Annotated in this window: 19 protein-coding genes and 1 riboswitch; of the genes, 11 read left to right on the top strand and 8 right to left on the bottom strand. The window is 71.2% G+C overall.

Annotated elements, in window-relative coordinates:
* The first annotated feature begins 119 nt into the window (after positions 1-119).
* Both AB0I98_RS06345 and AB0I98_RS06340 read left to right on the top strand, forming a co-directional pair.
* Positions 120-1,475 (top strand): SWIM zinc finger family protein, encoded by a 1,356-nt coding sequence (locus AB0I98_RS06345; RefSeq protein WP_362936035.1) that lies wholly within the window; start codon positions 120-122, stop codon positions 1,473-1,475.
* An 82-nt stretch (positions 1,476-1,557) separates the two neighbouring features.
* Complete coding sequence (locus tag AB0I98_RS06340; RefSeq protein WP_362936032.1) at positions 1,558-3,156, top strand: DUF5691 domain-containing protein; 1,599 nt, start codon at positions 1,558-1,560, stop codon at positions 3,154-3,156.
* A 119-nt stretch (positions 3,157-3,275) separates the two neighbouring features.
* On the opposite strand, the gene AB0I98_RS06335 is transcribed toward AB0I98_RS06340, so the two are convergent.
* Positions 3,276-3,692 carry a cobalamin B12-binding domain-containing protein gene (locus tag AB0I98_RS06335; RefSeq protein WP_362936029.1) on the bottom strand — a complete coding sequence of 139 codons (417 nt, stop codon included), beginning with the start codon at positions 3,690-3,692 and terminating at the stop codon, positions 3,276-3,278.
* Between the two features lie 563 nt (positions 3,693-4,255).
* Here AB0I98_RS06335 and AB0I98_RS06330 point away from each other — a divergent pair.
* Positions 4,256-5,119, top strand: coding sequence for an alpha/beta fold hydrolase (locus tag AB0I98_RS06330; protein ID WP_362936026.1), 864 nt, complete (start codon positions 4,256-4,258; stop codon positions 5,117-5,119).
* 197 nt (positions 5,120-5,316) lie between these two features.
* Positions 5,317-6,807: a M23 family metallopeptidase gene (locus AB0I98_RS06325; RefSeq protein WP_362936023.1), complete on the top strand. Its 1,491-nt coding sequence runs from the start codon at positions 5,317-5,319 to the stop codon at positions 6,805-6,807.
* A gap of 41 nt (positions 6,808-6,848) precedes the next feature.
* Here the strand turns inward: AB0I98_RS06325 and pcrA are convergent, their stop codons facing one another.
* Both pcrA and AB0I98_RS06315 read right to left on the bottom strand, forming a co-directional pair.
* Positions 6,849-9,332, bottom strand: coding sequence for a DNA helicase PcrA (gene pcrA, locus AB0I98_RS06320; RefSeq protein WP_362936021.1), 2,484 nt, complete (start codon positions 9,330-9,332; stop codon positions 6,849-6,851).
* A gap of 224 nt (positions 9,333-9,556) precedes the next feature.
* Positions 9,557-10,645 (bottom strand): ScyD/ScyE family protein, encoded by a 1,089-nt coding sequence (locus AB0I98_RS06315; protein ID WP_362936019.1) that lies wholly within the window; start codon positions 10,643-10,645, stop codon positions 9,557-9,559.
* A 263-nt stretch (positions 10,646-10,908) separates the two neighbouring features.
* Positions 10,909-11,080, top strand: a riboswitch (cyclic di-AMP (ydaO/yuaA leader).
* A 7-nt stretch (positions 11,081-11,087) separates the two neighbouring features.
* On the opposite strand from AB0I98_RS06315, the gene AB0I98_RS06310 reads away from it, so the two are divergent.
* Both AB0I98_RS06310 and AB0I98_RS06305 read left to right on the top strand, forming a co-directional pair.
* Positions 11,088-12,245, top strand: a complete 1,158-nt coding sequence (locus AB0I98_RS06310; protein WP_362936016.1) for an NlpC/P60 family protein — start codon at positions 11,088-11,090, stop codon at positions 12,243-12,245.
* 89 nt (positions 12,246-12,334) lie between these two features.
* Positions 12,335-13,336, top strand: coding sequence for a tellurite resistance/C4-dicarboxylate transporter family protein (locus AB0I98_RS06305; RefSeq protein ID WP_362936013.1), 1,002 nt, complete (start codon positions 12,335-12,337; stop codon positions 13,334-13,336).
* Here the strand turns inward: AB0I98_RS06305 and AB0I98_RS06300 are convergent.
* Entirely contained in the window at positions 13,314-13,667 is a 354-nt protein-coding gene (locus AB0I98_RS06300) for a hypothetical protein (protein WP_210572906.1), read from the bottom strand. The genes AB0I98_RS06305 and AB0I98_RS06300 overlap by 23 nt on opposite strands.
* 418 nt (positions 13,668-14,085) lie before the next feature.
* Here AB0I98_RS06300 and AB0I98_RS06295 point away from each other — a divergent pair, with 418 nt between their 5' ends.
* Both AB0I98_RS06295 and AB0I98_RS06290 read left to right on the top strand, forming a co-directional pair.
* Positions 14,086-15,126, top strand: a complete 1,041-nt coding sequence (locus tag AB0I98_RS06295; protein WP_362936010.1) for an NlpC/P60 family protein — start codon at positions 14,086-14,088, stop codon at positions 15,124-15,126.
* A 100-nt stretch (positions 15,127-15,226) separates the two neighbouring features.
* Complete coding sequence (locus tag AB0I98_RS06290) at positions 15,227-15,859, top strand: hypothetical protein (protein WP_362936007.1); 633 nt, start codon at positions 15,227-15,229, stop codon at positions 15,857-15,859.
* Positions 15,860-15,892: 33 nt separating this feature from the next.
* Here AB0I98_RS06290 and AB0I98_RS06285 read toward each other — a convergent pair whose 3' ends face one another.
* Positions 15,893-16,630: a response regulator transcription factor gene (locus tag AB0I98_RS06285; protein WP_362936004.1), complete on the bottom strand. Its 738-nt coding sequence runs from the start codon at positions 16,628-16,630 to the stop codon at positions 15,893-15,895.
* Positions 16,627-17,919 carry a PspC domain-containing protein gene (locus tag AB0I98_RS06280; RefSeq protein ID WP_362936001.1) on the bottom strand — a complete coding sequence of 431 codons (1,293 nt, stop codon included), beginning with the start codon at positions 17,917-17,919 and terminating at the stop codon, positions 16,627-16,629. The genes AB0I98_RS06285 and AB0I98_RS06280 overlap by 4 nt, the downstream gene beginning before the upstream one ends.
* A gap of 179 nt (positions 17,920-18,098) precedes the next feature.
* Here AB0I98_RS06280 and AB0I98_RS06275 point away from each other — a divergent pair, with 179 nt between their 5' ends.
* Both AB0I98_RS06275 and AB0I98_RS06270 read left to right on the top strand, forming a co-directional pair.
* Positions 18,099-19,667 carry a PspC domain-containing protein gene (locus tag AB0I98_RS06275; protein ID WP_362935998.1) on the top strand — a complete coding sequence of 523 codons (1,569 nt, stop codon included), beginning with the start codon at positions 18,099-18,101 and terminating at the stop codon, positions 19,665-19,667.
* Positions 19,654-19,923 carry a hypothetical protein gene (locus AB0I98_RS06270; protein ID WP_362935995.1) on the top strand — a complete coding sequence of 90 codons (270 nt, stop codon included), beginning with the start codon at positions 19,654-19,656 and terminating at the stop codon, positions 19,921-19,923. The genes AB0I98_RS06275 and AB0I98_RS06270 overlap by 14 nt, the downstream gene beginning before the upstream one ends.
* Positions 19,924-19,951: 28 nt before the next feature.
* Here the strand turns inward: AB0I98_RS06270 and AB0I98_RS06265 are convergent, their stop codons facing one another.
* Both AB0I98_RS06265 and AB0I98_RS06260 read right to left on the bottom strand, forming a co-directional pair.
* A complete protein-coding gene (locus AB0I98_RS06265; RefSeq protein WP_210572894.1) occupies positions 19,952-20,482 on the bottom strand; it encodes a DoxX family protein in 531 nt (176 codons plus the stop codon).
* 118 nt (positions 20,483-20,600) lie between these two features.
* Positions 20,601-21,896: a hypothetical protein gene (locus AB0I98_RS06260; protein ID WP_362935992.1), complete on the bottom strand. Its 1,296-nt coding sequence runs from the start codon at positions 21,894-21,896 to the stop codon at positions 20,601-20,603.
* Positions 21,897-22,112: 216 nt separating this feature from the next.
* On the opposite strand from AB0I98_RS06260, the gene AB0I98_RS06255 reads away from it, so the two are divergent.
* Positions 22,113-22,997, top strand: coding sequence for a DUF4429 domain-containing protein (locus tag AB0I98_RS06255; protein WP_362935989.1), 885 nt, complete (start codon positions 22,113-22,115; stop codon positions 22,995-22,997).
* Positions 22,998-23,009: the final 12 nt, after the last annotated feature.

Here is a 23,009-nt window from a genome sequence, read left to right as displayed (position 1 = left end):
CCAGCTCGGCCGGTTCGGATCTGGTGTCCACCGTGCACCACGCCACTGACAATCCGTTCTGACCTGCGCAAACGCGCTCGCCGGACCGATTGTCAGTGGTGGGATCTACCTTCGATGACATGACTCAGCAGGGGGTGCGCTGGACCGCGGACCAGGTGCTTGCACTGGCGCCTGACGCCGCGTCACGCAAGGCGGGAAGCAAACTCGGAGCGGCCGGGCCGTGGTCCGAGGCGGGCAGTTCCGACGAGGGGACGGTGTGGGGGCTGTGCAAGGGCAGTGGCAGCAAGCCGTATCAGACGGTCGTCGACATCGCGGACGCCTCCGGCCCCGCGTACAAATGCAGTTGTCCGAGCCGCAAGTTCCCGTGCAAGCACGCGCTCGGGCTGCTGCTGCTCTGGGCGGGCGGCGACGGCGCGGTGCCGCCGGGCCGGGCGCCGGACTGGGCGGAGCAGTGGCTCGCGGGCAGACGCCGGCGCACGGAGGAGAAACGGGCGGCGGGGCCGGCGGGTACCACGTCCGGGTCCGGTGATCCGGAGGCCGCCCGGCGCCGGGCGGAGCGTCGCGCCGAGCGGGTCACCGCGGGGGCGTCGGAGCTGGAGCAGCGCCTGGCGGACCTGTTGCGCGGCGGCCTCGCGGGCGCGGAGCAGGCGGGGTACGGGCTGTGGGAGGAGACCGCCGCCCGCATGGTCGACGCCCAGGCCCCCGGACTGGCCTCACGCGTCCGCGAGTTGGGGGCGATACCGGCGTCCGGTCCCGGCTGGCCGGTGCGGCTGCTGGAGGAGTGCGCACTGCTCCACCTCCTCGACCAGGGCTGGCTGCGCCGCGAGCGGCTGCCTGAGGAACTGGCGGCGACGGTCCGCTCCCGCGTCGGCCTGCCCGCCTCGGCGGACGGCCCGCCGGTCCGGGACCGCTGGCTGATCCTCGCCCAGTACGACATGGTCGATCCGAAGCTGACGACCCGCAGAATCTGGCTGCACGGCGCCGACACGGCTCGCACCGCACTCCTCCTGTCCTACGGCGCCGCGGGCCGCGCTCCCGAACTGGCGCTGCCGGTCGGGCTGGCTCTGGACGCCGAGGTGTCCGCGTATCCCGGAGCGGGGCAGCTGCGGGCTTCCCTGGGTGAGCAGTTCGCGCCACCCGCTCCCGCGGCGATACGTCCGCCGGGAGTGACGACGGCCCAGGCGGCCGCCCGTTACGGCGATGCGCTGCGGGACGACCCCTGGCTGGAGTCGGTCCCGGTCACGCTGGACCGCGTCATACCGACCCCGGACGGCGACTCCTGGCAACTGGCGGACGCCGACGGGGCGACGGCCCTGCCGCTGACACCATCGGCCCGCTCCCGCCCCGGCCTGTGGCGACTCGTCGCCCTGTCCGGCGGCGCCCCCGTGAAGGTCTTCGGCGAGTGCGGCCACCGCGGCTTCAACCCGCTGACCGCCTGGACGGAAGGAGCGGGTGAGGCGGTGGCGCTGTGCTGACCATGCATGTGTCCCGCCCCACCGGACACCCGGCCTCGATGACCCTTCAACCACCCCATAGCACCCAACGGAAGGGAAGCGCATGAACACCGCGTCAAGCGCCTGGGAGGACCTGGTCACCACCGCCCTGCTCGGGACCGAGCGGCGCACTCCGCCGGGTTCCGTTCCCGGCCGGGAGGCCCCGGTGGCGCTGTTGGACGCGGCGGCCGTGGAGACCGTACGACGGCGGGCCGGGCTACGACCCGCGCGAGCGGCCGAGCGGCCGGAACCGGCGCCCGGGGACCCGCGGCCGCACCTGCCCGCCGCCGCGGCCCGCAGACTCGCGCTGCTGCTGGCCGACCGTCCCGGCGCGGGTGCCGGCCGCAGCAGAGGCACGGCACCGGATCTCATGGAGCTGCTGCCGCAGTGGCTCGCGAGGGCCAACACGCGCGGCTTCGCGGCGCCACCAGAGATGTTGCCCGCGCTGCTGGACGCGGCCCGCGGCCGTACGGATCTACGGCCGGCGGCGCTGACGTTCGCGGGGCCGCGGGCGATGTGGCTCGCCCGGCTCAACCCTGACTGGCGGTTCGCCCTGCGTGCGGCGCCCGGCGGGGGCGCGGCAGTGCCGGACCCCGGAGACACGGAGAAGGTACGGGAGCTCTGGCAGGAGGGGCTGTTCGCCGAGCGGGTCGCCCTGCTCGCAACCATCCGCGCCCGCGTGCCCGCCGCCGCACGCGAACTGCTCGCGACCACCTGGTCGACGGAACGGGCGGAGGACCGCCTGATGTTCCTCGACTCGCTGCGGACGGGACTGGGATCGGACGACGAGCCGTTCCTCGAGCAGGCGTTGGCCGACCGGAGCCGCAACGTACGGGCGACGGCGGCGGAGTTGCTGTCGGCGCTGCCGGGCTCGGCACTGGCCGGACGGATGGCTGTCCGGGCCGGGGCGTGCGTGACCGTCGACCGTATGCGGGAGATACCGACGATCGCCGTTGAAGCGCCGCACGAGTGCGACCCCAGCATGGAGCGGGACGGTGTCGTGACCAAGCCTCCGGCGGGACGGGGTGAACGGTCATGGTGGTTCGGCCAGTTGGTGGAGGCGGCACCGCTCGGGACCTGGCCCGGCCGGCTCGGCGGACGCACGCCCAAGGAGATCGTGGCGCTGCCGGTCGCGGACGACTGGCAGAGCGAGCTGCACGCGGCATGGTGCCGAGCCGCCGTGCGGCAGCGGGACGCGGAGTGGGCACGGGCGCTCCTCGGCACCCCGTCGGCACCGGAAGCCGGCGGTCCAGGAGCGCTGTCACTGGCAGAACGGGCGAAGCTCCTCGGCACGCTGGGCCCCGCCGAACGAGCCGAGTGGGTGGCCGGGTTCATCGCGGCGCACGGACTGTCCGAGGCGTTCCAGCTGCTCGGAGTGTGCGCGGTGCCGTGGGCCGCGCCACTGGGGCGCGCTGTTGTGGACGCACTCAACATCGCGCGAGACGCGGGAAGTTACCCATGGAGTTTCAGCGGAGTAATGGGCTTGGCCGAACGCTGCCTGGACCCCGGGGAGGCGGCCCGACTGGACGGCCTGATGGCCGTACCGGACGAACCCGAGGATGCGTCACCGGGAGCCGGAGGCTACTGGGCGGAGGCATTCCAGCGCCTGGTCACAACACTGCGGCTAAGGGCGGCAATGGCAGAGGAGCTGGAGAAACCATAGACGGTACGACAGCGCCCCATAGGGGCGCGGGGAACTGCGCGACCAGCCCCAACGGCGCCGCACCAAACCACCGGCATATCGCGGCACTCACAGATATCGCCCCCCTCCCAGCGGAGCGCCTACGTACCAGCCGGCTGCACCACGTTCGCCCTGACCCACTCCACGATCGAAGCCGTAGTCGCCCCCGGCGTGAAGATCTCGGCCACCCCCTTCTCCTTCAGCGGAGCGATGTCCGCCTCGGGGATGATGCCGCCTCCGAAGACCAGGATGTCCTCGGCGTCGCGCTCCTTCAGGAGGTCGATCACCGCGGCGAACAGGGTGTTGTGGGCGCCGGAGAGGATGGAGAGGCCGATCGCGTCGGCGTCCTCCTGGATCGCCGTGTCGACGATCTGTTCCGGGGTCTGGTGGAGCCCGGTGTAGATGACCTCCATACCGGCGTCGCGCAGCGCCCGCGCGATCACCTTGGCCCCGCGATCGTGACCGTCGAGCCCCGGTTTGGCCACCACCACGCGGATCGGACCGGCTGCCACACCCATCACTGCCTCCATGAAGCGACTACATGCATCCGTACCGCTACGTATACGTACCCCACCTCACAGCACACCGGCCGAGGAAGTGAACGAACGTTATCTCCAGCATCCCGTAACCGGCAGTTTCGCGGTGCCGACCGAGGGGGAAATCACACGGTGGGACACGTTAGCCGCGCACCGTTCCGCGTCTCTGCGGCCTCCCGAGTTCCGCAGGCCCCTGCGGCACACGGACCGTGGAGGGAACAAGCGCACAGGGAGCCGCAACGAGGTCGTCGCACCACCGCGCCGCAGGCCGCGCGCCGTGGCGGTGGGACGCACCGACGGTGGCAGGCAGGGCACGTAGGACAGGTACGGCACGACAGCGGGGAGCCTCGTCGCCACACCGACAGGGGACCTCGTCGCTTCATCGGCACCACAGGCGCGTCTTGCACCACAGGCGCATCTCACGCCACCGACCGCACTCGTCCCACGCGCCCCGTCGGCGCACCGTCGGCCGCCTTCGGCACGGCTTCCCACGAGGGCACACGGGGGACGGAGCCGTCCTCCCGCGTGCCGACAGGAGGTCGGCCATGAAGGTCACCAGGGCGGTAGTGCCCTTTCTTCCCCTCTGCCAGCGCCTGCTCCCCAGCAGACTGGCGGGGCTGTCCATGAACCTCCTGAAGGCGACCGCCCTGGACCTCGCCATCCTCGCGGGACACCTCCTCCTCTACCCCTCCGGCATCATCCAGGAGCGCCGCGGCCCGGGCCCCGCGCTTCCCCCGCCCGACACCGCACAGCTGCCGACGGAGGCCAAACCCCCGGTCGTCCTGCTGCACGGCTTCATCGACAACCGCTCGGTCTTCGTCCTGCTGCGCCGCAGTCTCGCCCAGCACGGCAGGCATCAGGTCGAGTCGCTCAACTACTCTCCGCTGACCTGCGACATACGCGCCGCGGCCGAGCTGCTCGCCCGGCACATAGAGGAGATCTGCGAGCGCACGGGCAGCCATCAGGTCGACATCGTCGGCCACAGCCTCGGCGGACTGATCGCCCGTTATTACGTACAGCGACTGGGCGGTGACATCCGCGTCAAGACGCTGGTGACGCTGGGCACGCCGCACTCCGGCACCCGGGTGGCTCCGCTGATGAACGCCCACCCGATCGTCCGCCAGATGCGCCCGGGCTCGGACGTCCTCGAGGAGCTCACCCGGCCGGCCCCCGGCTGCCGTACGCACTTCGTGAGCTTCTGGAGCGATCTGGACCACCTGATGGACCCGCTGGAGACCGCCTGCATCGACCACCCCGACCTGCTGGCGCACAACGTGCGGGTGAGCGGCATCGGGCACCTCGCCCTGCCCGTGCACCCCGCCGTCGCGACCGGCATACGGCAGGCCCTCGACACCGCGCCGACAGAAGCCGAAGCAGCCGCCCGGACCGGCGGTCTGACCGTGGCGTGACGTTCGCTCCGCCTCATACAACTTCGAACAGTCTTCGAACGCAGGGCCAAACCCGCGCCCGCCGTCCCCCGAAACACGGCCGAATGCCCGTTTCCTTCAGGCGTGAAACCTGCCGAAGATTGTCGCGCCCGCGTACTGCCGGGTACAGTCGCCGCACTGCTCTGGCAGCCCCTGTTGTCGAGGCGAGAGAGAAGTTGGTGAACGAACGTCACCCGTCGGGGATCATCACCTCCCCGGCCCCGGCTTCCGATGCCTCGGCGCACTACGCGCCGTACGGCGGACAGGAAGCCCACTACGGTGACTTCACCACGTACGACGCCTACGCGACGAACGGTTTCCCCACGGGCGCGGCGGGCATGGACACCGGCGCCTACGCCACCCCGACCTTCGACGCCGACCCGCTCTTCGGCAGCATGCCCGGCGAGAACACGGGCTCGTACGACGGCACGCAGTGGTCGACGGGCAGTCACCAGACGCTGAACTACGACATGTACGCGGCCCAGCACCACGCCGCCTACGACACCGGCGCTTACGACACCACCGCCTGGGCCGACGGCCACCAGCCCCTCTCCGTCATCCCGCCGCAGGCCACCGGCCCCGAGGCCACCGGCCAGTGGGATTCGGGTACTTGGCTGCAGCCCGAGCAGCCTGAGCACTCCGGCGCGGCGGACCAGTCCCAGCACTGGGAATGGGGCACGCAGACCTTCGACACCGGCGCGTACGACGCCACGCAGTGGAACTCGGACGGCGCCCAGCACCCGGCCGACGAGTACGAGCATGTCTCGTACGACGAACCCGCCCAGGGCGAGGACGGGTTGGACCACACGGGCCTCACCGCCTCCACCGGTGAGCTGCCCGCTGTAACACCCCTGCTCGACGGCCAGGAAGATCAGGAAGAGGCCGTCTCGCCGATCCCTGCGCCCGGCTCACGCGCGGCCGCTCGTGGCGCGGGGCGCTCCCGCCGCCGTACGCCCGCCAAGCGCTCCGCGCTGCTGACGGTCGCCGTGCCGTCGGCGTGTGTGATGGGTGTCGCGGGGATCGCCGCCGCGTCCGTCGGCACACTGACCGACGACGGCGGCGACACGTCGACGACCGCGGCGGACACGAAGTCCGTCAAGCCGTCCGCCGCGAACAACAAGCTGGACACCCAGCTCGAGAGCCTCACGGCCGGTGCCGACGACTTCGCCGACCGGGCCAGCCGTACGCAGGAGCGCATCGACCTCAAGGCCCAGCAGGAGGCCGAGAAGAAGAAGGCGGCGGCGGAGGCGGCCCGCAAGGAGCGGCTGCGCCCGAAGTACGCCCTGCCGGTCGCCCAGCACGGACTCAGCGCCTACTTCGGCCAGTCCGGCATCAACTGGATGTCCATCCACACCGGCATCGACTTCCCGGTCTCGTACGGCACGCCGGTGATGGCCGCGACCGACGGCACCGTCCGCACGGAGTGGAACAGCTCCTACGGCAACATGATGATCGTGACCGACAAGGACGGTACGGAGACGTGGTACTGCCACCTCTCCACCTACGCCGTCTCGTCCGGTTCGACCGTGAAGGCCGGCGACACGATCGCGTACTCCGGCAACTCCGGCAACTCGACCGGTCCGCACCTGCACTTCGAGGTGAAGCCGTCCGGTGGCTCCGCCATAGACCCGCTGGCCTGGCTGCGCAGCCACGGGCTGGACCCGACGTAACTGCCTGCGGGCCCCCGCCTTTCAGCGAGGGCCCGAATCCGTCAGAGCTTCTCCACCGGCGCGTACCGCAGCAGCAGCCGCTTCGGCTTGGTGTCGCCGAAGTCGATCGTCGCCTCCGCGTTGCCGCCGGTGCCCTTGACCGCCATCACCGTGCCGAGACCGAACTGGTCGTGGGTGACCCGGTCGCCGACCGCCAGCGCGACCACCGGCTTCTCCGAGGTCCGTCGCGTGGCGAAGCCGGAGGCGCCCGATGCCGACGAGCGGGAGCGGGACGAGGACAGTGAGGCGGCGACGCCCGACACCGGGCCCGCGGGGGCCGCGGAGGGGCCGGTCCGCTTCCAGTCCACGTGCTGGTCCGGGATCTCCGCCAGGAAGCGCGAGGGCGGGTTGTACGACGGCTGCCCCCACGCGCTCCGCATGGCGGACCGCGTCAGATACAGCCGCTCACGCGCGCGCGTGATGCCGACGTACGCCAGGCGCCGCTCCTCCTCCAGCTCCTTGGTCTGGCCGAGGGCGCGCATGTGCGGGAAGACGCCGTCCTCCATGCCGGTCAGGAACACGACGGGGAATTCGAGGCCCTTGGCGGTGTGCAGGGTCATCAGGGTGATGACGCCCGCGCCTTCCTCGTCCTCGTCGGGGATCTGGTCGGAGTCGGCGACCAGGGCGACGCGCTCCAGGAACTCGGAGAGTCCGCCCACGGCCTCGCCCTCCCCGGCCTCCTGCTCAAACTCCAGGGCCACGGCGGCGAGTTCCTGGAGGTTCTCGATCCGGGTCTCGTCCTGCGGGTCGGTGGAGGCCTGCAACTCGGCGAGGTAGCCGGTGCGTTCGAGGACGGCCTCGAGGACGGTCGCGGGTCCCGCGCCCGACTCGACGATCGTACGGAGCTCCTCCATGAGCACGTTGAACCGCTTGACCGCGTTCGTCGACCGGGCGGCCATGCCGTATGCCTCGTCGACGCGGCGCAGTGCCTGCGGGAAGCTGATCTTCTCGCGCTGGGAGAGGGCGTCGATCATCGCCTCGGCGCGGTCGCCGATGCCCCGCTTGGGCACGTTGAGGATGCGGCGCAGCGGGACCGAGTCCTCGGGGTTGGCGAGCACGCGCAGGTAGGCCAGGACGTCCCGGACCTCCTTGCGCTCGTAGAAGCGGACGCCGCCGACGACCTTGTAGGGCAGGCCGACGCGGATGAAGACCTCCTCGAAGACACGGGACTGGGCGTTCGTACGGTAGAAGACCGCGACGTCGCCGGCCTTCGCGTCGCCCGCGTCCGTGAGGCGGTCTATCTCCTCGGCGACGAACTGCGCCTCGTCGTGCTCGGTGTCGGCGACATAGCCGGTGATGCGCGCGCCGGCGCCCGCGTTGGTCCACAGGTTCTTGGGGCGGCGGGACTCGTTGCGCTCGATGACGGCGTTGGCGGCGGTGAGGATCGTCTGGGTGGAGCGGTAGTTCTGCTCCAGCAGGATCGTCGTCGCGTCCGGGTAGTCCTCCTCGAACTGGAGGATGTTGCGGATGGTCGCGCCCCGGAAGGCGTAGATCGACTGATCGGCGTCACCGACGACGCACAGTTCGGCGGGGAGCAGGTCGTGCTCGCCCGGCGGTACGTCCTCGTCGTGCTCACCGGTGCCGACGAGTTCGCGTACCAGGGCGTACTGCGCGTGGTTGGTGTCCTGGTACTCGTCGACCATGACGTGCCGGAAGCGGCGGCGGTAGTGCTCGGCGACATCCGGGAAGGCGCGCAGCAGGTTGACCGTCGTCATGATCAGGTCGTCGAAGTCGAGGGCGTTGGCCTCGCGCAGGCGCGACTGGTACATCGCGTACGCCTGGGCGAGGGTCTTCTCGAAGCCGTCGGTGGCCTGGGCGGCGAAGTCCTCCTCGTCGATCAGCTCGTTCTTCAGGTTGCTGATCTTGGCGCTGAAGGACTTGGGCGGGTAGCGCTTGGGGTCGAGGTCCAGGTCACGGCAGACCAGGGCCATCAGGCGCTTGGAGTCGGCGGCGTCGTAGATCGAGAAGGACGAGGTGAAGCCGAGCTTCTTGCTCTCCCGGCGCAGGATGCGCACGCACGCGCTGTGGAAGGTCATCACCCACATCGCGTTCGCGCGCGGGCCGACGAGTTGCTCGACGCGCTCCTTCATCTCGCCGGCGGCCTTGTTGGTGAAGGTGATCGCGAGGATCTGGCCGGGGTGCACCTTCCGCTCGCCGAGCAGGTACGCGATGCGGTGCGTCAGCACGCGCGTCTTGCCGGAGCCGGCGCCGGCCACGATGAGCAGCGGCGAGCCGGAGTGGACGACGGCCGCTCGTTGGTTCTCGTTCAGCCCGTCCAGGAGCGCGGCCGGGTCCACCGCCGGGCGGTGCGCGCCGTCCCGGTAGTACGCGTCCCGGTCCGGCGGCGCGTCGAACTTCCCGCCGAACAGATCGTCCGGAATCGGCTCCGGCACATGATCGTCCTCGGGCGGCGGCGGGGGTTCCTCCGCACGGCCCCGCGGGGCCTGGAGGTCCGCCAGGAAGCTGTCATCAAAGAGGCTGCTCATCGCTCTCCGAGTTTAGGGCCTGCCCGATGGCCCAGTCCGGGGGTCGCGGGGTCTGGCACGCGCACCAGACCCCGCTCGGGTCTGTTGATCAGGAACCGGCGCGAAACCCGAACCGGTCCATCGGACAGACCCTAAGGCGCCCCACTGACAGCCCGCCGCCGCCCTGAGAACATCGCCGAATTCCAAGGCCCAAGGGTCTCAGAGTCGGCGGAGCCCCAGTCGACTCAGAAGCCGAGGATCTTCCAGACCTGGCCGCCCGGCGTCTTTCCCTGGCCCAGGTCCGTTCCGTCGCGATCGGCGACGGACCAGGCCGAGACATAGAGCTTGCCGTCGTACGGGTCGACGGCCACGCCCGCCGGGAAGGGGACCTTCACGTTCGTCCGCTTGCCGTGGGAGACCTTGGTGACGACGCCGGCGAAGAGCTGGCTGACGTACAGGTCGCCCTTGTCGTTGAGGGCGAGGCCGGTGATCGAGCCGAAGCCGGACTTCCAGCCGAGGATCTTGCCGGTCCAGGGGTCGACCTGCCACACGCGCGCGGTGGGCTTCTCACTCTCGCCGTTGAGCTCGCCGACGTAGAGCTTGCCGTCGGGGCCGAGCGCGAGGGAGGTCGGGACGGACTGGTTCTTGTCGTGGTCCGGGAAGACGGTGAAGGGGCGGGCCCGGCCGGACGGCGAGACCTCGATCAGGTCGTTGCCCGCGGCGTCCGCGACGATCTTGCGGCCGTCGGGGAGCGCGAGGACGGCGTACGGGTTGGACTCCACGGATGCCTTGTGCGGGTTGTGCTTCAGCTCCACGGCCGCGATGTCCGCGGCGATCTTCGCCTTGCCGTGGCTGATCTTCAGCAGCTTGCCGAGCTTGTCCCAGGGCGGCGTCGTGGGCACTCCGGCCTCCGGCGGGGCGAAGGTCTCGACGCCCCAGATCTTGCCGTGCCGCGCGGAGACGCCGTCGACGCCGGTCGCGAAGCCGCCGTCCGGGGCGGCGGCCGAGGGCAGGCCCTGCACCACCCTGTGGTGCTTCCACGCGCCCCCGTTCCAGTAGATCTTGGTGACGGCCGACGTGAGGCCGATGCAGGTCTCGCCTTCCGGCCCCTCCCCGATGCACTTCTTGCCGCCCCGGCCGGCCTCGGCGACGTACAGGCGCCCGTGGTCGTACGACAACTGGCGTGGATTGTCGAGGCCCTTCGCGATCGCGCGGACGACGGGTTTACCGCCGGTGCGGCCGTCCTGACCGGCGCCCGCGCTCGCGGGTGCGATGCCCGCGGTGACGGTGAGTGCGACTCCTGTGGCGATGACGAGTGCGGTGCGTTTCCTCATGGCCGTACTCCCTCCCAGCCGCCACGGCTCCCGACCGTGGCTGGCTGGAAGCTACCGCCCCGAAGCGGGCGGACGACGTCACTCCGGACAAAATACGAGCAACTCACCGCAGACCCTTCCGTATTGACCACAGCGAGCGACGTCCTGCGCTAAGGTCACGAAAATGTATCGGGCATATCGCCCATCAACCTTCACAGAGGCCACACGAGTTGGCTAGCGTTCCTCCAGGCCGCACGACCCCTACCGGCGAACGTCGCCGGGCCGTACGGCCTCCGCCGAGTCCGGCACGCCCACGGGGCAGTCCGGAGCCGGGGACCCACCGAACTTGGGGTGAATCGGCCGGACTTCCCTTCGGGAAGCGGTCGTAGGGCAACCCTTCCGAACCACCCGCCCGAACCCGACAGCTAACTCGGTAGGCGGACGATGGAAGGAGTCGCCTCCCTTGGCGTCGCACCGCAAGTCGCGTCCTTCGGGTTCGCGCGTCGCAGGCATACGGACCCCCGCCCTCGCCACGGCGGCCCTCACCTCCGTGGCCCTGCTGTCCCAGTCGGCCAACGCCGCCCCCGCGGCCGACGACAAGCCGAGTCTCGAAGAGGTCGAGAAGAAGGTCGGCGATCTCTACCGCCAGGCCGAGTCGGCGACCGAGAAGTACAACTCGGCGAAAGAGAAGACCACCAAGCAGCGCAAGCGCGTCGACACCCTCCTCGACGACGTCGCGCAGCGCACGCAGAAGCTCAACGAGGCGCGCGAGGAACTGGGTTCCTTCGCCTCGGCCCAGTACCGCACCGGCGCCTCCGCCCCCGACACGGCAACCTTCCTGCTCGCGGACACCCCGCAGGACTACTTCGACCAGACCCAGCTGATGGACCGGATGACCGGCCGTCAGAAGGAGGCGGTCGACGACTTCGTCACGCAGCAGTCCGCGACGATGGAGAAGCGCCGGGAGGCCACCGCGAGCCTCGAGACGCTCACCGAGTCGCAGGGCGACCTGAAGTCCGCCAAGACGACCGTCCAGCAGAAGCTGGCCGACGCGCGCGAGCTGCTGTCGAAGCTGACCGCCGAGGAGAAGGCGCGGCTCGCGGAGATCGAGCGGCAGAAGCAGCAGGAGGCCGAGCGCAAGGCCGCGGAACTCGCCAGGCAGCAGGCGGCGGAGGCGGCGGCCCAGGAGACGGCGCAGCAGCAGGAGAGCGGCACCGGCACGTCGGAGTCCTCCGACACCTCCGTGGCCGACTCCTCGTACGCCACCAAGGCCGAGAAGGTCCTCGCCTTCGCCCGCTCCACGATCGGCAAGCCGTACGTCTGGGGCGCGACCGGCCCCGACTCCTACGACTGCTCGGGCCTCACCCAGGCCGCCTGGAACGCCGCCGGCATCTCCCTCCCGCGCACCACCTGGGACCAGGTGAACGCCGGCACGACGGTCTCCCTCTCCGCCGCCCAGCCGGGCGACCTGGTCTTCTTCTACGACGACATCAGCCACGTCGGCATCTACATCGGCAACGGGATGATGATCCACGCGCCGAAGCCGGGGGCGTATGTGCGCGAGGAGTCGATCTTCTACGACGGTGAGTCGTCGATCCACAGCGTGGTACGGCCCGCCTGACGGGACGGGGACGCGGCACAGGCGGTTTTCCGTAGGCACGCGCGCGTGCCCCGCTCTCAAGGCGCGTGCCGCTCCCTACCATCGGGCCCATGCCCAGCCTCTCTCCCCTCCGCGCCTGGTGGGCACAGCGCTCGCCGACGGCCGGTGCCACCGTTATGGCGACCGGCATCGTGTCGGTCGGTCTGCATCTGACGGGGTACGAGGTCCTGTCCCGTATCGCCCTCGCGGCGGCCTGCGCGGCGTGGCTGGGACTGGCCGCGGACTTCGTCGTACGGCTGCCGCGGCGGCGGGAGAGGTGGGCCGCGGAGACGGCGGCGCCGGGCGCGCTCACCGCCGTGGCGGCGACGACGGTCCTCGGCACCCGTTTCTCCGCCCTCGACTGGCAGCCGCTCGCCGAGGCGCTGCTCGCACTGGCCGCCGTGCTGTGGCCCGTGCCGCTCTTCGCCGCCGTACGGCACTGGCGGCGGCGTATGCCGGGCACGGTGTTCCTCGGCTGTGTGGCCACACAGGGACTCGCGGTGCTCGGCGCCACCCTGGCCGCCGCCGAGGGGGCGGCCTGGCTCGCGCGGGCGGCGATGGTGCTGTTCTGGCTGGGGCTTGTGCTGTACTGCGTTGCGCTGGCCTGCTTCGATCTGCGGCAGGTGGCCGAAGGCGCCGGTGATCACTGGGTCGCGGGCGGCGCGCTCGCCGTCTCCGCGCTCGCCGGGTCGAAAATCGTCGCCGCCGACAGCGCGAGCCTGTACCTCTGGAACGACGACAACGACGGCGTCCTGCGCTTCATGACCGCCGTGGTGCTCGTGCTCGCCCTGGCCTGGTACGCCGTCCTGCTCGTCGCCGAGTTCGCCCGCCCCCGGCCGCGCTACGACGTGCGGCGCTGGGCGACCGTCTTCCCGCTGGGGCTGACGGCGGCGGGGACCCTCTCGGTGTCCTCCGCCCTCGATGTGCCGTGGCTGGAGGCGCTGGGTGAGGTGCTGCTGTGGATCGCGGTGGCCGCTTGGCTCGCGGTCGCGGCCGGGGCGATCGCTGCCGCGCGGGCCGCCGTCACCTCCGCCGCCGCACCGCAGGACGTCAGGTCCACAGCACCGCGATGAAGACGTTCGCCGTGGTCAGCAGTCCGACCAGGCCGAACAGCGGCTTCTCCACCTTCTCGTCGTCGCGCTTCACATAGACGAGCCCGAGGATCACGACCAGCAGCGCCAGCTTCACACCGATCTTGATGTTGTTGACGGACTGGTCGTCGGCCTGGTTGAGGCCGACCAGGATCATGCCGGTGACCAGCATCGTCAGCGCGCCGTGCAGCATCGCGGGGACGAAGCGGGCGGTGCCCTGGCCCATCGCCTTCATCTGGGTGAAGAAGCCGCCGAGCAGGGCGGCGATGCCGATGATGTGCAGGCCGACGAAGAGATGGATGAGTACGTCCATGAGGCCGGAGCCTAATCAGAGGCGGTCGGGGCACATGACACCGGCCTGCCCTACGCAGGGGGTTGCATATATGCGGCCCATAGCAGCCCGTAACCCCCAGGGGTCCCGGATTCCTCACTTCGGTCACCACACTGCGTGAAGTCGACGGCCCCGGAACGGGATCACGATCACTTACGGTCACCGCGCGGTCCGCTCGCGTCAGTTCCGCGCAATGCGTTACCCGTCCGACACACCCGGGTTTAGCGTCCTCCCCCAGGTGACCGGCTCCCCACCGCCGCCCGGGCCAGGGGCGGCAGTCGATCACCCCGCCGAGAAGGTCCGGCGGCGGTCCGCTCCCCCTGTGCGGGTCGCCGCCGGACGCAGAGCCGCCGGAGCCCCCACGGCACCGGCGGTCGGACGAAAGGACGTGCAGGTCCCCGTGGCAGCGCACCGCAAGCCCCGACAGCGTTCGACCGGCGGCACCTCGGTCCGTACGGCCGCCACGATCGCCCTCGCGGGCGCCGCGACCGCGACCGGTCTGGACGGGACCGGGCATGCGGAGCCGGAGCTGACGCCCGACCAGGTCAAGGCGAAGGTGGACAAGCTGTACCAGGAGGCGGAGGTCGCCACCGAGAAGTACAACGGCGCCAAGGAGAAGGCGGAGGCGGCCGAGCAGCGCCTGCGGGACCTGCGGGACGAGGCGGCGCGCAAGACGGACGGCCTCAACTCCGAGCGGGCCGCGCTGGGTTCGATGGCGGCGGCGCAGTACCGCGACGGCGGCCTCGACCCCGCGCTCCGGCTCGCGCTCTCCGCCGACCCGGACGGATACCTCCAGGGCGCCGAGTTCGCCGAACGTGCGGGCAGCCGTCAGGCCGCGTCCGTCGACCGCGTACGCCAGCAGCTGCGCGAGATCGAGCAACTGCGCGGCGCCGCGCACATCGAGCTGACCTCGCTGACGTCCCGGCAGGCCGAGCTGAAGCGGCACAAGAAGACGATCACCGGCAAGCTGGACGCGGCCCGGCGGCTGCTGTCCCGGCTGACGGCCGAGGAGCGGGCCCGGCTCGAGGACGCCGGACAGGCCTCACGTACGGACGCACGGGACGGCCTGACGGGGCCGGTGACGGCGCCCAACGCCCGTGCGGCCTCCGCCGTTTCGTACGCCTACCAGAAGCTCGGCAGCCCCTATGTGTGGGGCGCGACCGGCCCCGACGCCTTCGACTGCTCGGGCCTCATGCAGGCCGCGTACCGCTCCGCGGGCATCTCCCTGCCCCGTACGACCTACGCCCAGATCGACGCCGGCCGCCGGGTCTCCCGCGCCGAACTCCTCCCGGGCGACCTGGTGTTCTTCTACTCCGGCATCAGTCATGTCGGCCTCTACGTCGGCAACGGCCAGATGATCCACGCCCCCAACCCCTCGGCGCCGGTACGGCTGGCGCCCATCGACGAGATGCCGTTCGCGGGGGCGACGCGGGTGGCGTGAAGGTGTCCGACGGCACACCACAGGGCGTGGCATGCCCACGTCGGCACGGTAGCGTCTGCGAAACGCTTCGTACGACGTCCCGTGCCCCGAGAAGGTGTCGATGCCGCGCTCCGCACTGCCGCCGCCTCCCCCACCGCCGCACAGCAGGATGTGGCCGGACCGGGCGGCCCTGCTGGCGGACCGGGGGCGGGCGCTGGAGGAGCTGCACCGGTGCAGCATCGGGGTCCACCGGGTACTGCTTTTGTGGCTGCTGGCGCTCTCCGCGATCATCGGGTGGGCGCTGCTGGTGATCCCGCTGCAGCAGCTGGAGGAGCGGGATCCGCTCGGCTTCCTTCTCGGCCCCGTCTTCGCGCTGCTCGGCCTCGCGGCCCTGTCCCCGTCCGTCATCACGCTGGCCCACGCCATCCGCCGCGACCATCGCATACGGCAACTTCTCGACGCCTGGCTGCAGTTGGACAGCGACCCGGCGACCGACGCCGGTCTCCGCTCCCCCGGCCTCAGCCTCTTCTGGCTGCTCTCCTCCGTCGTGCTCTGCGTGATCGGCCTGTGGGCGTCGTTCGCCTCGGCGGCCGGTGCGGAACCGGACAGCACGCGCTACAGCGATGTCGCCCTCGGCATGGGCATCGGCACGATCCTGTGGCTGACGGGTCTGATAGGCGTGATCAAGGCCGTACGGCACTACCGCTGGGCCGTGCGGGCACTGGGCCCGGCGCCGCGGCCGGGCCACCACTGAACCGCGGCTCTCTCCTGCCGCCCCCGTCCGTGCTCAGACCAGCCGCCGTGCCGTCGCCCACCGGGTCAGCTCGTGCCGGTTGGACAGCTGGAGCTTCCTCAGCACCGCGGAGACATGGGACTCGACCGTCTTCACGGAGATGAACAGCTGCTTGGCGATCTCCTTGTAGGCATAGCCACGGGCGATCAGGCGCAGCACCTCGCGCTCGCGCTGGGTGAGGCGGTCGAGGTCCTCGTCCACGGGAGGGGCGTCCGTCGAGGCGAAGGCGTCCAGGACGAACCCGGCGAGCCTCGGCGAGAAGACCGCGTCGCCTTCCTGCACACGGAAGATGGAGTCGACCAGGTCCGTGCCCGTGATCGTCTTGGTCACGTAGCCTCGCGCGCCGCCCCGGATCACGCCGATCACGTCCTCCGCCGCGTCCGAGACGGACAGGGCGAGGAAGCGGACGGGCTGCTCGGTGTCCGCCATCAACGGGGCGCAGCGGCGCAGCACTTCGACCCCGCCGCCACCCGGCAGGTGCACGTCGAGGAGGACGACCTCGGGCCGGGTCGCGGTGATGACCGTGACCGCCTGGTCGACGTCCGCGGCCTCGCCGACGACTTCGACGCCGGTCTGCTCGGTCTGTCCGATCTCGGCCTGTACGCCGGTACGGAACATGCGGTGGTCGTCGACGAGGACCACGCGGACCCGGCGCTCGCCGCCGCCCGCCTGGGCGGACTCGGCCGACTCCGCCGCTCCCGCCGTACCGCTCGTTTCGGTCGGGTCGCTCATGTCGTCTTCTCCGCCCTCTCCATCTCCAGCTCGACCTCCGTGCCGCCGTCCGGCACGGCACGCAGCCGGGCCGAACCGCCGTTGCGCTCCATGCGGCCGATGATCGATTCTCTGACACCCATACGGTCGGCGGGTATCGAGTCGAGATCGAAGCCCGGTCCGCGGTCCCGGACGGACACGAAGACCGTCTTCCCCTCCACTTCGGCAAAGACCTGGACGGCGCCGCCCTCGCCACCGTACTTGGCGGCGTTCACCATCGCCTCGCGTGCGGCCTGCATTTGTGCGGCGATTCTCTCGTCGAGCGGGCAGTCGCCGACCACGACGACCTCTATGGGGACGCCGTGCTTGTCCTCGACCTCGGCCGCGTTGCGCCGCACGGCGTCGGCGAGGGTGGTGGGTTCGTCGGCCTCGTCCTTGCCGGTGCCCTCGGGTTTGTAGAGCCAGGTGCGCAGATCGCGCTCCTGGGCGCGGGCGAGGCGGCGCACCTCGCTCGCGTTCTCCGCGTTGCGCTGGATCAGGGTCAGGGTGTGCAGCACCGAGTCGTGGACGTGCGCGGCGACTTCGGCGCGCTCCTGGGCGCGGATGCGCATCAGCCGCTCCTCGGACAGGTCCTGGGTCATGCGGACGAGGTAGGGACCGGCGAGGAGCGTTATCCCGACGAGGACCGCGAGGGCGGCCTGCAGGACCGAGCCGAGGTGGGCGGCGGAGCCCTGCAGGACGAAGATGCCGGAGACGCCGGCGGTGACCAGCAGCACCCCGCCCACGGCCCGCAGCAGGTTGAGCGTGCGCTTGCGGCGGCCGGCCTCGACCCAGCGGGCCCGGCGGGCGTTGTCCGCCTGGCGCCAGACGAGGGCGACGCCCGCGCCGACGAGCACGACCGGCACGAGATACGCCTGGGCGCCGCTGCCCAGATTCACACTGCCGACGAAGACCATGGCCACGACGACCATGAGGAGCAGGGCGACGATCTGGCCCTTGTCCGGCTTGCGGGCGACGAGTCTGCGGCGGCCGTCGGGCGAGGTTTCCGTGCCGACGAGGGAGGGGGGCCGCTGGGCTTCGACGCCGCCGACGCCGAGCGGCACGAAGAACCAGAACGCGGCGTAGAGCAGAGCGCCGAGGCCGTCCGCCATGAACAGGCCGACGAAGACCAGCCGCACCCAGATCACAGGCAGCCCGAGATGCCCGGCGAGCCCCCGCGCCACGCCACCCAGCCAGCGCCCGTCACTGCTGCGGTAGAGCTTGCGCGGCGGCCGCGGTTCCACGAGTGGCGCTGTTGCGGCTTCCGGCATGCCATCGATGTTCACACGCCCGGACGGCCGAGGCATCAGGGTCGACCCCCGAGACTCCCCTGATCTTCGAAACCCGTCCCCGTCGAACGCTTCCCCGCCGCCGGCTCAGGGCCGATATCAGGGTCCGGCCAGGGTCGTTCCGACTCCCGCCGAGGCACTGCGCCCGTCACCATGGACTCATGACAGATCACCAGCACGCCGCGACGGGTCCGGGACCCGGCTCCGGCCCACGCCCCACCCCGGGCACCGGGCAGGACGCCGCGGACGCGCCCGGCACCGAGGGAAAGGAGCCTCGCGCGTACGAGAAGGGGGACGCGCAGACGCCCGGCCCGACCACGGCATCCGAAGCGAACGCCGCGACCGGAGCCGAAGGGGCGGCCGCACCCGACCAGCCGACCAACGCACCCCGCCCACCCACCGACGCACCCGACCCGCCCGCCGACGTATCCGCCCAGCCGGCCGACGTCCCCGGTCCACCCCACCGCTTCCGGCGCGACCGGCCGCACAAGATGCTGGCCGGGGTGTGCGCCGGGCTCGGGCGGCAGTGTGACATGGATCCGGTGATCTTCCGGATCACGCTGGCCGTGCTGTCCGCGACCGGTGGCCTCGGTCTCATCTTCTACGGCTTCGCCTGGCTCTTCGTCCCGTACGAGGACGAGGAGCAGAACGAGGTGCGCAAGCTGCTGACCGGCAGAGTCGACGGCCAGGCGCTGACGGCCGTGCTGTTCGCGCTGGTGGGCTGCGGGGTGTTCCTGACCCTGCTGAACAATGGCGGGGTACTGACCTTCGCCGTGGTTCTCTCCCTGCTCCTCGCGGGCGCCGCCTACTGGTCCCGGCACCGCGGCACCCCCGACCCCGACCCCCTGGCCGCCCAGGCGGTCGCGGACGCCCCGCCGGAGGCCCAGGCCCCGCCCGTCCCCATCGCCTACCCGTCCTGGTGGCGCGACCCCATCGTCAAGGACGGCACGCACGAGGGCGGGACGGGTTACCTCTGGGGCCCGGGGGACTCCCGCGCCCGCGATATCGCGGCAGCCGTCAACATCGGCCTCGGCCCATGGGGCAACAGCCCCGACGACATACGCCGCCGCGCACCCGTCCAGGCACCGCGTCCGCGCGGCCCCCGCTGGATCGGCGGCTGGGTCTTCCTGCTCGCCCTCCTCGCCGGCGGCCTGGGCACCCGCCTCACCTGGGACGAACACCCCCTCGGCACCAGCCTCCAGACCGGGCTCGCCTGCGCGCTCATCGTCCTCGGCCTGGGCATAGCCGTCAGCGCGTTCCTGGGCCGCACGGGAGCCGGCTCGGTCTTCCTCGCGGTCATCACGGCGGCCCTGCTCGCCGCGGCGGCCGCGATACCGAAGGACATCAGCACGCAGTGGATGAAGGAGACTTGGCGCCCCACCGCGGTGGCGGACGTGCGGCAGCACTACGAGCTGGGCACAGGCGTCGGCACGCTCGATCTGACCGCAGTGCCCCTCGCCAAGGGCCGCACGGTCGACACGAGTGCCGACGTCGGCGTGGGCCGGCTGAAGGTGATCGTGCCGAAGGACGTGACCGTGAAGGTGACCATCGACGTGGGCGTGGGCGACATCCAGCTGCCGGGCGACAAGCAACAGGACGTGGACGTGGAACCGGGCCGACACCAGGAACTGACCCTCACACCGCCCTCGGGCACCAAGAGCACCGGCACACTCGACCTCGATCTCCGGGTCGGCGTCGGACAGGCGGAGGTGAGCCGTGCTACGTCATGAGGTCCAGCCCGGCCGACTGGTCGCCGGCGCCTTCCTGACCCTCGCGGGCATCATCTACGCCGGCGACGCGGGCGGCGCCTGGGAGACACCGTGGTTCGCGGTGATACCGCTCGTCATGGTCGGCCTCTGCCTGGCCGCCACGGTGAGCGGTCTGACCCGGGGCATACGCCGCCGCAGACGCCGGACCGGCGCACCACCCGGCCCGACCGAGGCCCAGCCGCAGGCACCGGGCCACAACCCCACGCAAGCTGGCTGAGGGTTAGCGAAATGCGGCCGGCTGAGCGTTAGCGAAATGCCCCCGTCCGCTGTCGTCGTCGCCCCCGTAGCGCGGCGTCCAGCGACAGCATGGGCGCGCCCGCGAGGACGAGGGGCAGCCAGGCCATCAGGTAGGCGAGGTCATTGCCGTAGTAGTACGGCTCGGTGGCCCAGCTCACGGTCAGCCACAGGCTGAGGGAGATGAGCGCGCCGCCCAGCGCGGCGATGCGGGTGAGCAGGCCGATCAGTGTCCCGATGCCGACGGCCAGCTCGCCGAAGGCGATGGCGTAGCCGAAGCCGACGGGGTTCTTCAGCGCCTGGTCGACCAGGGCCGGGATCGCCGACGAGTCACGCACCGTACGCATCAGATCGCCGACGGACCCGGAACCGGAGTCCTTCATGAAGGCGCTGTCGGTGAGTTTGTCCAGGCCGGCGTAGATGAAGGTGACGCCGAGGAAGACACGGAGCGGTAGCAGGGCGTAACGGGTGGCGGTGTCCCGCCAGTCGCGGCCACCGTCCAGATAGGGGGAGTGCGTGTCCGTACGAATGCCGTGAGTCATCGCTCGTAGCCGCCTCTCGCCCGCTGTGACGTGACCCCTCAAAAGACGATACGCACGAAGAGGCTGCCCCGCTCAACCTCGTCCAGGCCTGTTTTTCCGACTTGGTCCGGCTTCCGCGTCACTCCGTCACATCGATCGCGTACCGATTCGTCTCGACCCCCGCGGCCGTCACCACTTGTACGTCCAGCCGCCCGGGCTCCACATCCACCGGCACCGGCACGGTGAGCACCGCGTCCGTGGGGTTGCTGAACCCGCCGGTCACCGGCACCAGCGGCACATGCACATGGACCGCGCCGATCCGGACGACCATCCGCGCCAGCCGGTCCGCGCCCTGCGCTCCCGGCGGCACGAATCCGGCTCCCCGGATCTCGATGTCGTCGCCGGTGCGGATGGGTGCGTCCAGAGCACCGGCCTCCCGGGACCGCACGATCGACAGGATCACCGGCCGACCCCCTTCCGCGTACTTTCCGGCCACATACGTCGCCGCCGACACCAGCACCACCACCGCCAGCCCCCACGGCAGATCGGGCAGCTGATCCGGCCGTCGCGCCAGCCGCACCGCCGCGAACAGCAAGGCGACCCCGCTGATCACGACGTACTGAAGGTCGGCGAACGACCCCCGCCCCGAGTCGTCCGTCAGCAGATCGGCAGCCCGCGGCCGGTCCGCCCGTACCTTCTGCAGCCGCTGCCCCAGCACCCGCATCCCGACGACCCGCCGCACCAGCACCGCGATCCCGCAGACCACGGCGAGCACGGTCACGACCCCCGCGCCCCGGGCGAGTTCGAGTCCGGCGATCAGCGCGTCCCGCTCCCCGTGCCCGGAGGCCGCCGCGAGACGCCCGGCCAACACCAGCACGGCGTACGCCACGAACAGCACCCACGCCCCCGCCACCGCACGCGACGTGGAGAGCCGGTTGTCCTCACCGATGACCGGCGCGAGCGCACCGCCGCGCGCCCGGTGGAACCACGAGGCCGCCGTCAACGCACCGGCCACGACCAGCGCGGCGAGCAGCCCGGCGGTCCGCGCACTCGTCCAGCCCGCGCCGATCGCGGTGAGCGCCTGGGCGAGCAACAGCAGCAGGGCCAGCGCCCCCACCGCACAGGACGTACGCCACCACAGGCGGATGAGCCAGGCGTCGCCCTCGGCACGGCCGCGTTCGGCGACGAGTTCGGCGGACTGGGCCAACTCCTCGGACACCCACTGGCGGGAGGCCGAGGCGGAATGGGCCACGGCGGCGGGCAGCCCCTGCCCCGCCGCGAACTCGTCCCGCTTCAGCAGGAATTCGGCGACGGCCCGCCGATGCCCCGCACGGGCCCCGTGCGGACAGTCACCGCAGGTGCAGCCACCCCGGTGCCCACCCGCCGGCCCGCCCGAGTCAGCGCCCCCACCCTGTCTCGCCTCCTGCACCGCCACGCATCCTCCTCAGATCCGAAAGAGTCCATGAACCCGCGCACCCCACAACCGCACACGCATCCGGCGAACAAGGCCCCCGACCACGGCCCCCGGCCCATGACTCCCCCACGACGACAGCGAATTGTGCCCTACCTCACCCACCCCCCATCCGGCAGGTCAGGTCACCGCGGAAGAAAGGGAGCCTCGCCGTGTTGACCCTGCTGCGAGAATTTCCCTATGGCCGAGATCATCCAGCGCGACGGGACCTGGGCCTTCGACGGCAGCACGGTCAGGATCACGCCAGGCCTGCACCGCTCCGTGCCACTGTTCCGGCAGACGTACGGAGAGATCGCCGTGCCGCTGGAGGCCGTCTCCGGCATCGTCTTCGAGCCCGAACGCAAGCGCGGCCGGCTCCGGATGCGGCTGAGAGAAGGCGCCGACCCCCTCCTCCAGGCGACCGGCGGCCGGCTGCCCGACGCGGCCGACCCGTACCGGCTGGTCGTGGACATCGACCGCTCCGGAGTCGCCGAGTACGTGGCCGAGGAGATCCGCCGCGCGCTGCTCCTGGACCAGATCCCGAGCGAGCCGACCAAGACCTATCTGCTGCCGGGCCCGCCGGTCCCCGTCTCGGTCCGTTCCTCCGACGGCACGGTCTCCTTCGACGGTACGCAGGTGCGGATCGACTGGTCCGACACCTCCGACCGCGTCAAACGCGCGACGGGCCCACGGATCATCGGCATCGGCGACCTCGAACAGGTCGAGTGGCTGCCCAACTCCGGCTACGAGGACGGCTTCCTGCGCTTCGTGACCCGCGAGACGGTGTTCTCCAAACTGCCGCCGGAGAAGGACCCGTTCGCCCTCGACCTGTGGGGCAGCGCCCGCCGCGACCTGCTCACGGCCCTGGTCGCCACCGCGGTCACCGCGAGACTGCCGCACCCGTCGACCCGCACGGGAAGCGACTACGCGGACCGCCGCCAACTGACGGCCGCCGTACCGCCGCAGGCCGACCACCACGACGTACTCCTGCGACGGCTGCGGGAACTGGGCGAACTGCACCGCGACGGCGTCCTCACCGACGAGGAGTTCGCGATGACCAAGGCGGCGGTGCTACGAAGCTTTTGAGCCGCTGTCCCA

This window comes from Streptomyces sp. NPDC050211 (assembly GCF_040656035.1).
Taxonomy (GTDB): Bacteria; Actinomycetota; Actinomycetes; order Streptomycetales; family Streptomycetaceae; genus Streptomyces.
This window is presented reverse-complemented; position numbering and strand designations above follow the sequence as displayed.